The organism is Rothia nasimurium (assembly GCF_035916755.1).
GTDB lineage: Bacteria > Actinomycetota > Actinomycetes > Actinomycetales > Micrococcaceae > Rothia.
Window position 1 is genome coordinate 17,884 of sequence record NZ_JAYWIX010000008.1, and the last position, 16,016, is coordinate 33,899.

15 protein-coding genes are annotated in these 16,016 nt (G+C 60.1%); 14 read left to right on the forward strand and 1 reads right to left on the reverse strand.

Annotation, left to right across the window (positions count from 1 at the left end):
* Nucleotides 1–254 precede the first annotated feature (254 nt).
* From VSX42_RS09420 to mnhG, 6 genes are read left to right on the forward strand one after another with little or no spacing between them, the layout of a single operon-like run.
* Entirely contained in the window at nucleotides 255–3,374 is a 3,120-nt protein-coding gene (locus VSX42_RS09420; RefSeq protein WP_326504035.1) for a Na+/H+ antiporter subunit A, read from the forward strand.
* 3 nt (nucleotides 3,375–3,377) lie between these two features.
* Nucleotides 3,378–3,890 (forward strand): Na(+)/H(+) antiporter subunit C, encoded by a 513-nt coding sequence (locus VSX42_RS09425; RefSeq protein ID WP_326504036.1) that lies wholly within the window; start codon nucleotides 3,378–3,380, stop codon nucleotides 3,888–3,890.
* Between the two features lie 9 nt (nucleotides 3,891–3,899).
* The gene (locus VSX42_RS09430) at nucleotides 3,900–5,516 is read left to right on the forward strand and encodes a Na+/H+ antiporter subunit D (protein WP_326504184.1); all 1,617 of its coding nucleotides are present in this window, start codon (nucleotides 3,900–3,902) and stop codon (nucleotides 5,514–5,516) included.
* On the forward strand, nucleotides 5,513–6,097 hold the full coding sequence (locus VSX42_RS09435; RefSeq protein WP_326504037.1) for a Na+/H+ antiporter subunit E: 585 nt from the start codon (nucleotides 5,513–5,515) through the stop codon (nucleotides 6,095–6,097). Before VSX42_RS09430 ends, VSX42_RS09435 begins: the two co-directional genes overlap by 4 nt.
* The gene (locus tag VSX42_RS09440) at nucleotides 6,094–6,513 is read left to right on the forward strand and encodes a monovalent cation/H+ antiporter complex subunit F (protein ID WP_326504038.1); all 420 of its coding nucleotides are present in this window, start codon (nucleotides 6,094–6,096) and stop codon (nucleotides 6,511–6,513) included. Before VSX42_RS09435 ends, VSX42_RS09440 begins: the two co-directional genes overlap by 4 nt.
* 3 nt (nucleotides 6,514–6,516) lie before the next feature.
* Nucleotides 6,517–6,873, forward strand: a complete 357-nt coding sequence (gene mnhG / locus VSX42_RS09445; protein ID WP_326504039.1) for a monovalent cation/H(+) antiporter subunit G — start codon at nucleotides 6,517–6,519, stop codon at nucleotides 6,871–6,873.
* Between the two features lie 122 nt (nucleotides 6,874–6,995).
* Here mnhG and VSX42_RS09450 read toward each other — a convergent pair whose 3' ends face one another.
* Entirely contained in the window at nucleotides 6,996–8,477 is a 1,482-nt protein-coding gene (locus VSX42_RS09450; RefSeq protein ID WP_326504040.1) for an oligopeptide:H+ symporter, read from the reverse strand.
* Nucleotides 8,478–8,656: 179 nt separating this feature from the next.
* On the opposite strand from VSX42_RS09450, the gene VSX42_RS09455 reads away from it, so the two are divergent.
* From VSX42_RS09455 to VSX42_RS09490, 8 genes are all read left to right on the forward strand, one after another.
* Nucleotides 8,657–8,986 (forward strand): rhodanese-like domain-containing protein, encoded by a 330-nt coding sequence (locus VSX42_RS09455; protein ID WP_326504041.1) that lies wholly within the window; start codon nucleotides 8,657–8,659, stop codon nucleotides 8,984–8,986.
* A 107-nt stretch (nucleotides 8,987–9,093) separates the two neighbouring features.
* Nucleotides 9,094–10,518 carry an anthranilate synthase component I family protein gene (locus VSX42_RS09460; protein ID WP_326504042.1) on the forward strand — a complete coding sequence of 475 codons (1,425 nt, stop codon included), beginning with the start codon at nucleotides 9,094–9,096 and terminating at the stop codon, nucleotides 10,516–10,518.
* 186 nt (nucleotides 10,519–10,704) lie between these two features.
* On the forward strand, nucleotides 10,705–11,121 hold the full coding sequence (locus tag VSX42_RS09465; RefSeq protein WP_326504043.1) for a GntR family transcriptional regulator: 417 nt from the start codon (nucleotides 10,705–10,707) through the stop codon (nucleotides 11,119–11,121).
* Nucleotides 11,118–12,032 (forward strand): ABC transporter ATP-binding protein, encoded by a 915-nt coding sequence (locus VSX42_RS09470; protein WP_326504044.1) that lies wholly within the window; start codon nucleotides 11,118–11,120, stop codon nucleotides 12,030–12,032. Before VSX42_RS09465 ends, VSX42_RS09470 begins: the two co-directional genes overlap by 4 nt.
* The gene (locus VSX42_RS09475; protein ID WP_326504045.1) at nucleotides 12,025–12,957 is read left to right on the forward strand and encodes a hypothetical protein; all 933 of its coding nucleotides are present in this window, start codon (nucleotides 12,025–12,027) and stop codon (nucleotides 12,955–12,957) included. Before VSX42_RS09470 ends, VSX42_RS09475 begins: the two co-directional genes overlap by 8 nt.
* Nucleotides 12,958–13,064: 107 nt before the next feature.
* A complete protein-coding gene (pyrE, locus tag VSX42_RS09480; protein WP_326504046.1) occupies nucleotides 13,065–13,646 on the forward strand; it encodes an orotate phosphoribosyltransferase in 582 nt (193 codons plus the stop codon).
* Nucleotides 13,647–14,303 carry an RNA methyltransferase gene (locus VSX42_RS09485; RefSeq protein ID WP_326504047.1) on the forward strand — a complete coding sequence of 219 codons (657 nt, stop codon included), beginning with the start codon at nucleotides 13,647–13,649 and terminating at the stop codon, nucleotides 14,301–14,303.
* Nucleotides 14,304–14,488: 185 nt separating this feature from the next.
* Nucleotides 14,489–15,955: an MFS transporter gene (locus VSX42_RS09490; RefSeq protein ID WP_326504048.1), complete on the forward strand. Its 1,467-nt coding sequence runs from the start codon at nucleotides 14,489–14,491 to the stop codon at nucleotides 15,953–15,955.
* Nucleotides 15,956–16,016: the final 61 nt, after the last annotated feature.

Below are 16,016 nucleotides of genomic sequence, written 5' to 3' on the forward strand. Positions count from 1 at the left end.
GGCGGGCGGGCGCGGCGGGGGGCAGCGAATGTGATATTGGCTTTGGTCCTGGGGTCGGTGCAGCACTGGTCAGAATATGTATCAGGGTTTGTACCGTGCGAACCTCACAGAAATAAATGAAATATTGCAGGCTCTATGAGACCGGGGTCATCGACAGCTAAACTAAGTATGCCTACTCTTTAAAGGAGAGAGAATCTTGCCGTCCTTGCCCCGCGGGTGACGGCTCCTACCGCCGCCGACCCAAGGGCCGATACGTGACCATAGTTCTTGCGCTTTTCCTGCTTGTGTCCATAGTGACCCCCTGGCTTTACCGCCGCATGGGCACCTCTACCTTCTACCTGCTGGCAGCGATTCCCGCTGCTGTGCTGGCCCTGGTGTTAACCAAGACCGGTCAGATTCCCGGCGGTACCCCCTGGAGCGAAAGCTATCGGTGGATTCCCGAGCTGGACATGGCGCTGACCTTCCGCATGGACACCCTCTCGTGGGTTATGAGCCTGCTGGTGCTCGGCGTGGGCTCCCTGGTGCTCTTCTACTGCGCCAGCTACTTCAAGCACTCCACCGGCGATAATGGCCAGTTCGCGGCCTACCTCTTCGGTTTTGCCGGTGCCATGTTCGGTCTGATTACCGCGGATGACTTCATCCTCATGTTCATCTTCTGGGAAGTCACCACCATTCTCTCCTATCTACTGATTGGTTACTCCCGCCACCGCCTCTCAGCCCGCCGTTCCGCCCTGCAGGCCCTCACGGTCACCACTGCAGGTGGTCTAGCTATGCTGGTGGGCATTATCATTCTGGGCTACAGCCTGGGCACCTACTCCCTGGCCGAACTTGTGGAGCGGGGCCCGAGCGTCCTTGCCGCTGCCCAGGGCGGCCACGGCCCCCTCAGCATGGGGCTGCTCTCTGCCGCCCTGGTTCTGATTCTCTGTGGTGCTCTCTCTAAGTCAGCGATCTTCCCCCTGCACTTCTGGTTACCCGGCGCTATGGCTGCCCCCACCCCGGTCTCCGCTTACCTGCACGCGGCGGCTATGGTCAAGGCAGGTATCTACATTCTGCTGCGTCTGGCCCCTGGCTACGGCGAGGTTGAGATCTGGCAGAATGTGCTGGTCATCTTCGGCGCCTTCACCATGGTTTTCGGCGGCTGGGCTGCTCTCAAGCAGACCGACCTCAAGCTGATTCTTGCCTACGGCACCGTCTCGCAGCTGGGCTTCCTGGCTCTGGTGATTTCGGGGGGAACTCCGGACGCTATCTACGCGGCTATGGCGCTCATGGTGGCACACTCCCTGTTCAAGGCGACCCTCTTCCTCTCGGTCGGTATTATCGACCACCAGTCCGGTACTCGAGATATCCATAAGCTCTCCGGTATCCGCCGCCGTGCCTCCAAGCTTGCCACTGTTGCTACTATTTCAGCTGCCTCAATGGCGGGTATTCCGCCCCTGGCCGGTTTCGTGGCGAAGGAGGCAGTGCTAGAGACCTACCTCTCCCACACCACCGGCTGGCAGGGAGCAACCACCCTCATCGCTATCGTCCTGGGCTCCATTCTCACATTCGCCTACTCAGCCCGCTTTGTTTGGGGTGCCTTCGCCGTCAAGCCCTACGCCTACATGCACAAGGAAGGCGTCAAGTACTGCCGTGTAGAAAAGGGAACCGCCGACTTTGAAGAGGTCGACAACGGTGATGTTGATATCAACACCCGGGTGCTTGAGCGTAACCGCCGCGGCCAGAAGCTCAGCCCCGATACCGCCTTCCACCCGGTCTCCTTCACTTTCCTCTTTGCTCCGGCGGTGCTGACCGTCCTGACTCTCGTCTACGGCCTCTACCCCGAGCCGGTGCACCTCTTCATCAAGCCCTTCCTCAAGGCCTTCCCCGAGACCGCCGCCGAACTCGAACTGCACCTGGCCCTGTGGCACGGCGTTACCCCGGCCCTGTTGACCTCCCTGGTCATCATGGCAATCGGTGCCCTGCTCTTCATCTTCCGCAAGCAGATTGAAGAGCTGCAGAACGCCCTGCCCGGTAGCCCTGCAGCTTCTGTGGTCTACCGCGATGTGATCGATGGGCTTGACCGCCTGGCTGTGTGGGTCACCGGTATGACTCAGCGCGGCTCCCTGGGCTTCTACCTGGGCGTTATTCTGATTACCGCTGTGGTGGTGCCCTTTGCTGCCCTCTTCGTCAACGAGACCCCGCCGCTGGCGAACGTGCGTGTCTCTGAGTCGCCAGCTCAGTGGGTTATTGCCGTGGTGATGATTGTGGCAGCCCTGGTCGTGGTCTTCGTGCGTAAGCGTTTCCTAGCCATCATGATGGTGTCGGTGACCGGCTATGGCATGGCTATTCTCTTCGCCCTGCGCAGTGCCCCCGACCTGGCGACCACCCAGCTGCTGGTCGAAACCATCGTGCTGGTAGCCTTCGTGCTGGCCATGCGTGTGCTGCCCCGTCAGATTCCCCGCATCCGCTCCAAGGACGGTAAGGACGGCGCCCACAAGACCCTTCGCGTCATCATCGCCCTGGGCTTCTCGGCCCTCATGATGGCCCTGGCCATGTTCACCTTCTCCTCCCGCTCCCTTGACCCCATCTCGCTTGAGATGCCCCGCCTGGCCTACGAAATTGGCCACGGCTACAACGTGGTCAACGTGACCCTGGTTGATATGCGTGTGTGGGATACCTTCGGCGAAATCTCGGTGCTGGCACTGGCTGCCACCGGCGTTGCCTCCCTGCTCTTTATCGAAGGACGCGCCGACTCGGCGTCCGCGCGCAGGCTCGACACCCAGGCCATGAAGAAAATTGAGAGCTCTTTTGCCAAGCGTACCCAGATTACTGTGGCTCAGCGTGTGGCAGGCCAGTTCTCTTCGGTTGAGCGTGACCCCTTCATTGTGGCGGGCCGTACCCTGCCGCCGGAGTCCCGCTCGATTCTGCTGGAGGTTATGACCCGCCTGCTCTTCCACACTCTCATTATCGTCTCCTTCTACATGCTGATTGCCGGTCATAACCTGCCCGGTGGCGGCTTTGCAGGTGGTCTGATGGTGGGTCTGGCCTTTGCCGTACGCTACCTGGCAGGCGGCGGCGCGGAGCTGCGGGCGGCGTCCCCCTTCTCCGCTGGCACCTTCCTGGGAGCTGGCCTGGGTATCGCAACCCTTTACGCCCTGGCCCCGGCCCTGTGGGGTGACCCTATCTTCACGAGCTACGTGTTGGACTTCTGGCTGCCGGTCTTTGGCGACATCCACTTCGTCACCGCCACCATCTTCGATATCGGTGTATATCTGCTGGTCATTGGCCTGGTGCTCGATATCCTGCGCAGCCTGGGTGAGCGTATCGACCTCAAGCTGGTAGCCGAGCGCCGCAAGAAAGAAAAGCAAGCCCGCGACAAGGCACGAAAGGCATAAACCATGATTATCGACCTCAGTCTAATCCTGGTCATGGGCGTGCTCTACGCCGTGGGGGTCTACCTGATTCTTGACCGCTCCATGACCCGCGTGCTCCTGGGTCTCATGCTCATGACCAACGCGACCAACATCCTGATTCTGCACGCAGGTGGCCCGGCCGGCCTAGCGCCCTTCTACAGCAAGGACATTGCTGCAGAGGACTACTCCGACCCGCTGCCGCAGGCCCTGATTCTGACCGCTATCGTGATTTCCTGCGCGGTGACTGCCCTGATTCTGGGTATTATCTACCGCTCCTGGCTGCTGTCTAAGGCCGATGAAATTACCGACGATGCTGAAGATATTCGCGTGGCGGAGCAGGACGCCTTCGATAAGGAAGAAGACGCCGCTGCCGAGTTCGATTCTTCTGAATTCGACGCCGATGAAGCGACCCGCGAAAAAGAGTTCAACGAAGCAGAAGAGAAGAAAAAAATTAGTCAGACAGCCGCTCAGCCGACCGTGCCAAAGAAGGGGGACTAGCCCGTGGATATCGCTATCGCCCAGCTCGCCCCTCTCTGCATCATCATTCTCTTCCTGGCTGCCGCTATCACTTTCGTCTCGAAGAAAGACAGTGTGCAGCGCGTCATCGCCTTCGCCGCGGTAGCTATCACCCTGGTGTTTGAGGCTTTACTGCTGGCCGCAGTGTGGGACACAACGCCCCAGACCGTGCACCTGGCAGGTTGGGAGGCCCCCTTCGGTATCACCATGGTGGTTGACCAGCTCTCGGCTCTCATGCTGGTGGTTTCGTCCACCATCTCGCTGGCGGTGCTGGTCTTTGCTACCGGCCAGAACCTGCAGGACGAGGACGACGAGGTACCTATCTCGGTCTTCTACCCCACCTACCTGCTGCTGCTGGCTGGCGTGTCGAACGCCTTCTTGGCGGGCGACCTCTTCAACCTCTACGTGGGCTTCGAGATCCTGCTCATGGCTTCCTACGTGCTGATTACCATGAACGCTAACACCCCGCGTATTCGTGCGGGCGTGACCTACGTGGTGGTTTCGGTTGTCTCGTCCATGCTCTTCCTCACCGCCATCGGCTTTGTTTACGCCTCGGTGGGCACCATCAACATGGCCGACCTGTCGCTCAAGCTGGGCACCCTGCCCGAAGGCACCCAGATGCAGCTGCACCTCATGCTTCTGATTGCCTTTGGTATCAAGGCTGCGGTCTTCCCGCTCTCCCTCTGGCTACCTGACTCCTACCCCACGGCCCCGGCGCCCGTGACCGCCGTGTTCGCGGGCCTGCTTACCAAGGTGGGTGTGTACGCGATTATTCGTACCGAAACCCTGCTTTTCCCCGAAGGACGCCTGGATACGCTTTTGGGGGTCGTGGCAGGTTTGACCCTGCTCGTGGGTATCTTAGGTGCCCTGGCCCAGGGCGATATCAAGCGTCTGCTCTCCTTTATTCTGATTAGCCATATCGGCTACATGATCTGGGGTATCTCGTTGGGCAACGAGCTGGGCCTGACCACCGTGGTCTTCTACATCGCCCACCACATCGTGATTCAGACCGGCCTCTTCATGGTGGTTGGCCTCGTAGAACGCCGGGCTGGCTCAACTAACGTACGCCGTTTGGGCGGCCTGATGAAGACCGCCCCCGTCCTGGCCCTGCTCTACTTCATTCCCGCCATCAACCTCGGCGGTATCCCGCCCTTCTCCGGCTTTATCGGTAAGGTCGGCTTTATCGAGGCATCAGTAGAAAATGGTAGTGCCCTGGCCTACATCAACGCGGGCATTGGCGTTCTGGTTTCCCTTCTGACCCTGCTGGCACTGGCCCGCGTGTGGAACAAGGCCTTCTGGCGCCCCGCCAAGGAAGCCGAAGAGCCTACCCCCGACCTGGTCATGGCCGAGCACTCCGGCGACCCCGCCCATTACGAGACCAAGCCGATTCCGGCGTCCATGATGGCGTCCACAGTCTCCCTGGTCGTGGTGGGTGTGCTGATTACCCTCTTCTCAGGCCCCCTCTTCCAGCTGGCAGATAACGCCTCAGACAACCTCTTCAACCCCGACGTCTACATCAGCTCGGTCTTTGGCCCCGACGCCCCCAGCCGAGCCGAGTACCTAGAACAGCAAATCGTCGATAACAACTCCCAGGAGGTGAACCAGTGAAAAAGCCCGACTTCTCGCGCGAGAGCCTGATTCACGCTATCCCGCCCTTCCTCTGGCTGGTCTTTGTCTGGTGCGCCCTCTGGCAGGACTTCTCCCTGCGTTTTATCGCCTTCGGTGCGGTGCTGGCGGTCCTGACCATGTCGGTATTCCGCCTGCCGACCCTCTACCTCTCCAACCGCTTCAACATCTTCTATGCGGCGCGTTTTGTGGTGGAACTCTTCTGGAATATTGCCAAGGCCTCAATCGAGGTTATGTGGCTAGCCACGACCTTCCGCCCGCCCCTGCGCAACTCGGTGGTTGCCGTGCAGCTGCGCACCCACTCCGACCTGCTGTTGACCGCCGTTTCGCACACCATGTCGCTGATTCCCGGCTCCGTGGTGGTTGAAGTGGACCGCTCCCTGTCGGTGCTCTACTTCCACGTGCTCAACACCTCCACTCCCGAGGAAATCGAGCGCTTCACCCGCCAGGTGGCTTACTTTGAAGACCTCATCATCAAGGCCGCCGGTAGCCGCGAAGAGTACGAAGCCCTCAAACAGGACGAAGAAGCCGACCGCGCGGCCAGCCGAAAGGAGCACGCATGACCTGGGCTATCTGGGCCACCGGCCTGATTCTCACCCTAGCTACCTGGGGCACCGTCTACCGCATCTGGAAGGGCCCCGCCCTGCTGGACCGCGTGCTTGCCAGCGACGTACTGCTCTCAATTCTCACGGCTGCACTCTGCGTGCTCATGATTTATACCGACAGCCAGTTCTTCCTGATTCTGCTGGTGGCCCTAGCCATGATCGGCTTCGTGGGTTCGGTGACCGTGGCCCGCTTCGCCGATAACTCCAAGGCGGACGAGAGCACCCCGGTTTCCCGTCTGCACGAAGGACGTCCCCGCCGCCGCTCCCGCAAAAAGGGCAGTAAATACGCCCCCGGGGAACTGGCAGAAGACACCGATAAGCAGGGGCACGATGCCGCCCACCCCGTGCGGGCAAGCAAGGACCTGGGGGAGTAAACCGTGAATCTTGATACCGTTTTCGATGCCCTGACCATCATCTGCATGATTCTGGGTGCCTTCATGTCGCTGGGTGCTGCTATTGGCCTGGTGCGCTTCCCCGACCTGCTCACCCGCCTGCATTCGGGCACCAAGCCCCAGGTCTTCGGCATGATTCTCATGCTGCTGGCGGTGGGCTTCCACTTCCGCTCCCTGGTGCTCCTGCCCATCCTGCTGGTTATCCTGCTCCTGCAGATGCTCACCATCCCCATCTCGGGGCACATGATGGGCCGCTCCGGCTACCGCAACAAGCACTTCCGCAAGGACGACCTGCGCCACGACGACCTGCGCGCCCTGGTCGACGAGGTGGAGGGGAACTAGGGAACTAGCCCAGGGGCATCCGTCTGCCCCTACCCCGCAAGGGACCGCAGCACCAAAAAGGACCGCGAAATATGCGGTCCTTTTTTGGTGCTGCGGTCCCCTTGTGAGGAGATGAGAAGAGACTAGCGGATACCCGCCATCTTCTTCACAATCCAGCCATTGAGTGCCCAGAGGGCCACACCGATACCGATGGTTACAACACCCAGCGTGGTGAAGTAGGCGACCTCGGTCTCGAGTGAGTAGAACTGACCCAGCCAGCCGGCCAGTACAGTACCCAGGGAGATGGAGGTGAAATAGAGCGCTACCATTGCTACACGATGCTTCTCGGGAGCCAGCTTAGTTGCTAGAGAAGACCCTACCGGTGAGATAGAGAGCTCACCCATGGTGCAGATAAAGAGAATCAGCACAATCCACATGAAATTCACATTGGTGTTGCCCGCCTGGGTCAGGAAGATGAGGAAGGCGATACCGATAAGAATAAGAGCGATAGCGAATTTGACCGGGGTCGTGGGCTGACGATCGCCAAGCTTAGTCCACATGGCCGTGAAAACAGCACCGAAGATGATGATGAACACCGGGTTGATGGAGTTCATGAACTCGGGAGTGAGCTGTAGACCCAAGATATTCCAGTTGATACGTGACTCTGAGTAGACAGCCAATACGGTGAACTGCTGCTGGAAGAGAGCCCAGAAGGCCACGTTACCGATAAACATGGGAATGAAGGAGACTACACGAGAGTGCTCTTCGGAGGTCGTGAGCTTAGAGGTCAGCAAAGTGTAGAACAGCAGGGCGGCGCAGACCGCTACGGTGCACATAACCCAGGTTGCGAGGTTGGCGGGGTTGATGAGACCGGTAAAGACCAGAACCAGAATAATCGCAATGATAGCTACAGCCGCAAGGGAGTAGTTACGCTTCTCGTTGGTTGACAGCGGCTGTGACAGCTGGTGGACGGACTCAGGCAGATTCTTGCGGGTTAGTGAGTACTGGATGAGACCAGCGGCCATACCCAAAGCAGCCAGACCAAAACCAACGTGGAAGCCGTAGTTTTCGCGCAGAATACCGGTGAGCATGGGGCCGAGAAGAGCGCCAATATTCACACCGATGTAGAAAATAGTGAAGCCACCGTCACGGCGGGCGTCGGTCTTGCTGTAGAGCGAGCCGACGAGCACAGATGCGTTGGTTTTAAGGCCGCCAGAGCCAATGGCAACCAGCACCAGACCCGCGATAACACCGGCAGCACCGGGCAGAATCGCCAGAGCGATATGACCTGCCATGATGGCCCAGGCCGAGTAGTAGAGGGTGCGCTCGGGACCGAGCACTCGGTCACCCAGGAAGCCACCTACCACTGCCATGAGGTAGACCATGCCACCGTAGGCGCCCATAACACCAGCGGCTGATGCCTCGCTGAGTAGGCCTAGACCTCCGCGGTCAGCCTCCCAGTAGAGGTAGTAGAGCATGATGACCTGCATGCCGTAGAAAGAGAAACGCTCCCAGAGCTCTACGGAGAAAAGGTTAGCCAGCATGCGGGGGTGGCCAAAGAAACCCCGGTCATTGGTTGAAGTATCTGCTGGTTTCGGCGGTGTCGCCGCGGGCAGAGTAGACATATCGACTCACTTATATAGATAGGAAAACCGCGTGTGCACGGTATCTGTTCGGTAGGTAACGATACTCTTCTCAGCTGGCTTAGTTAAACCCATCAGTCACTTTTCTTTAGGTTTAGGCTGCGGGCTATTAGAGTTAGTGGCGACAGCACTTAGATATTTTTATCGTGAAGGAGACTCTTATGAATGACGATTTACGCCAGGTAACCGTTGATGAAATTCCCGCAGGCGCCAAAATCCTTGATGTGCGTGAAGACTACGAGTGGGTAGAAGGCCACATCGAAGGTGCCCAGCACATTCCCCTGGGGGAGGTGCCCGAACGCTACGGCGAAGTTCCCCTCGACGAGGACGTCTACGTCATCTGCCGCGCCGGTGGCCGCTCCCTGCGCGCTGCCGCCTACCTCACCCAGTATGGCTTCGACGCTATTAACGTCATCGGCGGTATGGGTGCCTGGCAGGATGCCGAAAAGCCCATGGTCTCAGAAAACGGCGAAACCCCGCAGGTTCGCTAACTTAAGAGGGTGAGGCTGCAGTTTTACCTGCGCAAGCCACCCTGAACGCCAGCCCCGAGCCAGGCTTGCGCAGGTAAAACCTTGGCCTGTCTCGTTACAATAAGTCGGTGACCTCTCTAACCTGTCGTGCCCTGAACTTTCCAGTAGAACCCGCCGCCGCCTTTCCCGTGCTGGCTGGCGGTTCTTCGTATGCTTTTTGGCTGGATTCAGCCCGTGACGAGTCGTCCATGTCCCGCTACTCCTACCTGGGTGCTCCCTTGGGTGGGGGAGTGCTGCGCTACGCGCAGCCGGGGCAGGTTGATGTGCTCGATGTGAGCGGACGCCCGCACCAGGTTTATCGCGACAGTATCTGGCAGGTGCTCCCTGGCTTCCTGGAATCTGCGCCCCGCCCCGAACTCAGCGAGGGTCAGGACGCCCCGCCCGCCGACGTCCTGCTGGGCGGCTATGTGGGGTTTATGGGCTACGAGGCCCACGCCGACCTAGAGGTCACCGCTTTCCACAGCGAACACCCCCAGCGGGTGGCCCGCACCCCCGACGCCCTCTGGATACCCGCAACCCACTACCTCATCTACGAGCACGATAGCGGGAGAGCCTGGCTGGTTGGGCCCGCTGACTGGGTTGAAGAGACCGCGCAAAAAATGCTTAAAACCAGCTCTTCACCTGAATCTATAGCCGAATCAGAATATGTTTCGCGGGTAGTTTTACCCGACTTCCCCCTGCCTGACCGCGACCGTTACCTGGCCGCTATTGCTACCGCCCAGGCTGAGATCACTGAGGGTAACAGCTACGAGGTCTGCCTGACCGCTGAAACCTCCGTGCAGATGCCTACCCCGCTGGGCGCCGATGAACTTCTGAGCCTCTATCTGGCCCAGCGCCAGGCCAATGCTGCCCCCTACGCGGCTTTCCTACGATGCGATGACTTTACGGTGCTCTCGTCCTCGCCCGAAAAATTTCTGACCGTCACCGCTGAGGGCCGCGCCGAAGCCAAGCCCATCAAGGGCACTGCGCCGCGGGGCGCGTCCGCTCATGAAGACGCCCAGGCAGCCGCCTGGCTTGCCAACGACCTCAAAACCCGCGCCGAAAACCTCATGATTGTGGATTTGCTCCGTAACGATCTCTCCCTGGTCTCCCACCCCGAGAGCGTGCGGGTGCCGGTGCTGATGGGGGTGGAGTCCTACTCGACTGTGCACCAGCTGGTCTCGACCATCGTCTCCCAGCTGCGTCCGGGCATCACTGCCCTGGATGCGGTCGCTGCCTGCTTCCCCGGCGGCTCCATGACAGGGGCGCCCAAGGCCGCCACCATGGCCATTATCGACCGGCTTGAGGGCCGGGCCCGCGGGGTTTACTCCGGTGCCCTGGGTTACCTGGGAGCGGACGGCTCAGCCGCCCTCTCCATTGTCATCAGGACGCTGGTGGCCCACTCGGACGGCCTGATCACCCTGGCAGCCGGCGGGGCAATCGTCGCTGACTCCGACCCGGCCGCCGAATATGACGAGATGGTCACCAAGCTTCGGGCGGCTGTGCCCAGGTAATGCCTGGTAGGGGCTGCGATAAGGTAAATAGCCCTGTGAGCTGTGGGGGTAGGCGGAAGCCTGCCCCTCTTTTTTTAAAAAAACTCTTGCGCTTCCTCGGTATGCAACTTAGGTTAATTACATGAGTAACTAACCAACTAACCTGCCCGTTGGGCAGGTTAGGTAACCACACAGAAGGAGGTGCTCATGCTGACCGGTGACAAACCGATCTTCCAACAAATTGCAGACCATATCAGCGGCGAAATTCTGGCAGGAACATATGCCGAAGAAAGCCAGGTTCCCTCCACCAACGAATTCGCCCTTTTCTACCGAATCAACCCTGCAACTGCCGGTAAAGGCGTCAACCTCCTGGTCGACCAGGGCGTTCTCTACAAGAAACGAGGTATAGGTATGTTTGTGGCAACGGGGGCACAAGACATTCTGCGCACTAACCGGCGGCGCGACTTCATTGCCGGTTACATCACCCCGCTCATTGATGAGGCCCGTACCCTGGGCATGAGTCAGGACGAGGTTCTCTCGGCCCTCCGTGCTGGGTTTAAGGCCGATGGGGTCGGGGGAGTAAAGGCCCAACTGGATTCGGGTGGAAGCGGTGAGCAGGCATGACGGTAGTAGCGCGCGCTCAGGGCCTCACCAAAAAATACGGCTCCGCCCAGGCCCTCACAAACATCAACCTCACCCTTGAAGAAGGGCTTATCTACGGTCTGGCCGGGCGAAATGGCTCCGGTAAGACCACCTTGCTCGCTGCTCTCGTTAGGCAGGTCATTCCAACACGCGGCTCTATTGAACTCTTTGGCGCTAAGCCGAGTGGGCGCGTCCTTGCCCGCACCCACTTTCAACGCACCCATCTGGCCTACCCTGACGGACTGAAAGTGCGGGACGTCCTGAGACTGGCAAGCCTGGCGTATCCGGCCTGGGATGAAACCCTGGCTGATACCCTCATCAAGGACTTCGCCCTCAACCCTGCGGCCAAGGCTCGCAAGCTGTCCGATGGGCAGGCGTCCGCTCTGGGAATCACCGTTGCTCTCGCCAGTCGGGCAGAACTTACTCTCATGGACGAACCTTACTCCGGCCTGGACCCTGTTGCCCGCGCCATTTTCTATGACCGGCTCCTAGCTGACTTTGCCCTCAACCCACGCACCATCGTCCTCTCCACCCACCTGCTCAATGAAATTGCGCCCTTGCTAGACCGAGTGCTGATGCTACGTGACGGTGCCCTCGTACTCGACGGGTCCCACGATGAGGCTGCCACCAGCGCCCATGAAATTGCCGGTAGCCAAGACGCTATCAACGTCTACCTAGCCCGTACTGGACTGGCGGACGCCGTTGCCCGGCAGCGCGCAATCGGCTCGCTAGTCACAGCCCTGCTCGCTGCCCCGCTCACTGAAACGAACGAACAACTTGCGGACGCGCTCGGGGTTCACATTCAACCCGTCAGCCTGCAGGACTCCCTGGCCGTACACAGCGACGCCACCTACTCACCCTTACTTGAGCCCCAAGGAGGTCGCCATGACTAGCACACTTCACGCTGAGCCCCTCTACCCAGCTCTACCGGGAACACAGCCCATCCGTACCGGGGGAGGTGCTCGTACCGTCTTCCGTATGCTCCTGAGCGAACGGACTACCAGCACTCTGCTTCCCCTGCTCCTGCCGCCCGGTGTTGCGGTACTTATGCTGGGACTCGCTTGGGTCCATGCGGTTCTGACCGGCCACTCGCTGGCGGACTACAGCGGCTTCATTAACCACAATTCTATGCAGGTCATTATCCTGCCCCTGGTTCTGGGTGCGACTATGCTCCTCAGCTACCGGTCACATGCCCGGCTCATACTGGGGATGGGGCTAGGGCGCTGGGACTACTTCCGTGGTTACCTCTCCTTAGCCCTCTATCGGGCAGCTCTTGCCACATTGGTCTACGCTGTGACCCTTACCCTCGAATTGCTGAACAAGGGCTATGGGCGCGGGTGGCAGGTATTCAACCAGGACTTCGATACCTGGCTCTTTGCCTTTGATAAGACCTACAGCACCCTGGGGCGGGCGTATGCGGTAACAGATTACCTAGCTACCTGGTTTATCGTCCTGCTGGCTGTGCAGGTAGCAGCCCTCTTTATTGCCATAGTCTCCCTGCGCTGGGGTTCTCTGGCGATGAGCCTGATGCTGTGTGTAGTGGTCCTGCTCATCTTCAACATTTCCCGTCAACTCTTCGGTGCCACTGCCTGGGATATGGGAATTGGCACCCTCTGGGGTCAGTTCCATTCCCATGACGTTACCTACAACGTCTGGGAGTTAGCTGCAGCTCAGGGGGGAGTTGCTGACCAGGATATCTCTGTATCTGATTATCCTCCCCTTGATCTGATCGTGTGGAAGTACGGTTTGCTCGTATTCCCCCTCTGTGCCGCCTACCTACTCTCAGCTATGAGCTGGGCCCGAGCGTCCCTACGCTAACCTGCTCTGCCTGCTACCCCCTAAAAAGTGCAAGTGCCTGTCACTTTTCGCGGGGCACTTGCACTTTTCGCGGGGTAAATATCTGCCGGTCTACTAGACTAAAAGGTATGACTAACCTCTCCACCACCCTCCCCATCGAAGAAGCCCGCGAACGTCTGCGCGAGCTCATCAGCGAACTGGCCGTCGTGCGCGGCAAGGTCACCCTGGCCTCCGGTAAGGAAGCCGACTACTACGTCGACCTGCGCCGCGTCACCCTGCACCACGAGGCCTCCCGTCTGGTCGGCCAGGTCATGCTCGACCTGCTCGACTCAGCCGGAATCGAATTTGATGCCGCCGGCGGCCTGACCATGGGCGCCGACCCCGTCGGTCACGCCATCATGCGCACCGCAGGCGACCAGGGCCGTGCCATCGACACCTTCGTGGTACGTAAGGCTCAGAAGTCCTACGGCATGGGCCGTCAGGTTGAGGGCCCCTCAGTGGAAGGACGCCGCGTGGTAGCTGTCGAGGACACCTCCACCACCGGCGGCTCCGCTCTCACCGCCGTCGAAGCCCTGCGTAAGGCTGGCGCTGAGGTTGTAGCTGTTGCCGTTATCGTTGACCGCGCAACCGGCGCCAAGGAGCATATCGAAGAGGTCGCGGGCGTGCCCTGCCTCTACGCCTACTCCAAGACCGACCTGGGCCTGGACTAAGTGGCAGACCTAGAAGCAACTGAGCCCGAAACCGAGAGCCCGGAGCGGGAAATCGGCGTTGGCCCCTGGGAAGGCGAATGGCCAGAAGGTGACCACTGGGACCCTGAGCTGCTGCGCGAGGGCGACCGCCGCAACGTCCTTGACCATTACCGCTACTGGACCATGGACGCTATCATCGCCGATCTCGACACCCGCCGCCACTCCTTCCACGTAGCCATCGAAAACTGGCAGCACGATCTCAATATCGGCACCGTGGTGCGCACTGCTAACGCCTTTCTGGCGAAAGAAGTGCACATTATCGGTAAGCGCCGCTGGAACCGCCGCGGGGCCATGGTGACCGACCGCTATCAGCACGTACGCCACCACCCTACCGTCGAAGACTTCGTGACCTGGGCAAAGGGGGAGGGGCTTGCCATCATCGGCATCGACATCTTCCCCGACTCCAAGCAGCTCGAAACCTATGACCTGCCCAAGGACTGCGTGCTGGTCTTTGGTCAGGAGGGGCCCGGCCTGTCAGAGGAGATTCATGCGGCAGCCGAGGCAACCCTGTCTATCGAGCAGTACGGCTCCACTCGCTCCATGAACGCCGCAACCGCCGCTGGTATTGCCATGCACGCCTGGATTCGCCGTCACGAGTTCGGCCAGCGCGTCAGCTAGACCTGGGAGCGGACGCCTGCCCACCGGCGTCCGCTGGTGGTGAGCGTCTATAAGAATCGCGGAGTGCCCACATATTTCGTGAGCACTTGCATTTCTGCAAAAAATTCCCCCTGAAGTATTTTATTCATGTACTAACGGGTCTAGAATGGCTCTGTACGCTAAAGACGAGAGCAAAGAGGCGCAGCATGACCACAACACCAGACCCCACCAAGAACCCCCAGGGTGCACCCGCTGCCCAGCTACCCGCCACCAGCAGCCCGCGCAAGCTGATGACGGCCCTACTCACCCCGCTGTTCATGGCTCTTATGGCTATCTCGGTGGTCAACGTAGCGCTCACCCCCATCGGTAACTCCCTGAGCGCAGGCTCCAGCCAGACCCAGTGGGTGGTCTCAGGCTACGCCCTGGCTTTTGGCGTGCCCCTGGTTGCCGCCGGACGTATCGGCGACGCCACCGGCCGCCGCCGCATGTTCATGATCGGCGTTTCCTTCTTCACCCTGGGCTCCCTGCTCAGCGCCGTTGCACCCACCATCGAAATTCTCATCGCCGCCCGCGTGCTCCAGGGGCTCGGTGCCGGTTTCTTCAACCCCCAAACCACGGGCATCATCCAGGCCAACTTCACCGGCCAGGCCCGCGCCCGCGCCTACGGCATGTTCGGTACCGTGGTGGCACTGGCCGTCATTGTGGGCCCGGTGCTCGGCGGCTTCCTTATGCAAATCTTTGGCGATGCTCTTGGCTGGCGCATGATGTTCTTGGTCAACGTGCCCATCGGTCTTGCCGGGCTGCTGCTGGCCCGTCTCTGGGTGCCCAACGACCGGGCGTCCGCTCCCTCGGCCCAGCGCACCCATCTCGACCTAGACCCTGTCGGTATGACGACCCTGGCCCTGGCAATCTTCGCGATTCTCTTCCCCTTCGTTGAGCGCAGCGGCAACCTGCTGGTCTGGGCAACCCTGCCGGTTGGCCTGGCCCTACTTACCCTCTTCATCGCCTGGGAAAAACGCTATAAGAAGGCAGGACGCCCGCCCATGCTCGACATTGACCTGGTGACCAAGCCCGCCTTCCGCAACGGCATCATGATCGTGACCCTCTACTTCTTGGGCAATACCAGCGTCTGGTTGGTGATCCCCATTTACGTGCAGAACCACCTGGGTCAAAGCGCGCTGACCGCCGCCCTCATTACCATTCCCTCCTCCCTGCTCTCTGCTTTTGCAGCTCCCTGGGCAGGACGCCGCGTGCTCGGCATGGGGCGCCGTATGGTGATGCTGGGGTTCGGGTTGTCGCTCACATCAATTGTTGCCACTATGCTCACCGTGACCCCGGTCGAGCAGGGGCTGTTACCGGTCTGGGCCCTGGCGGTGCCCCTGATTCTGATCGGTGCCGGTGGTGGTCTGGTGATTTCTCCCAACCAGACCCTGACGCTGGCGTCCGTGCCTCCCGCCATCAGCGGTGTAGCTGGCGGTGTGCTCTCCCTCGGCCAGCGCATGGGTACCGCGATCGGTACCGCCATTATTCCCTCAATCCTCTACGGGCTGGTAGAGTCGGGCGCCCACTGGAACGTGGGGCTCATAGCCTCCTTCGGGGCTATCGTGCTCACCCTCTTGCTAGGTCTTGCCTTCACCATCGCCGACCGCCGCCGCGAATTGCGCGAGGGGTAACACTCGCCCGCGCCCGCTTCATAAAAGTGCTTATCAGGTACAGTAAAAGCATTCCTTGTAA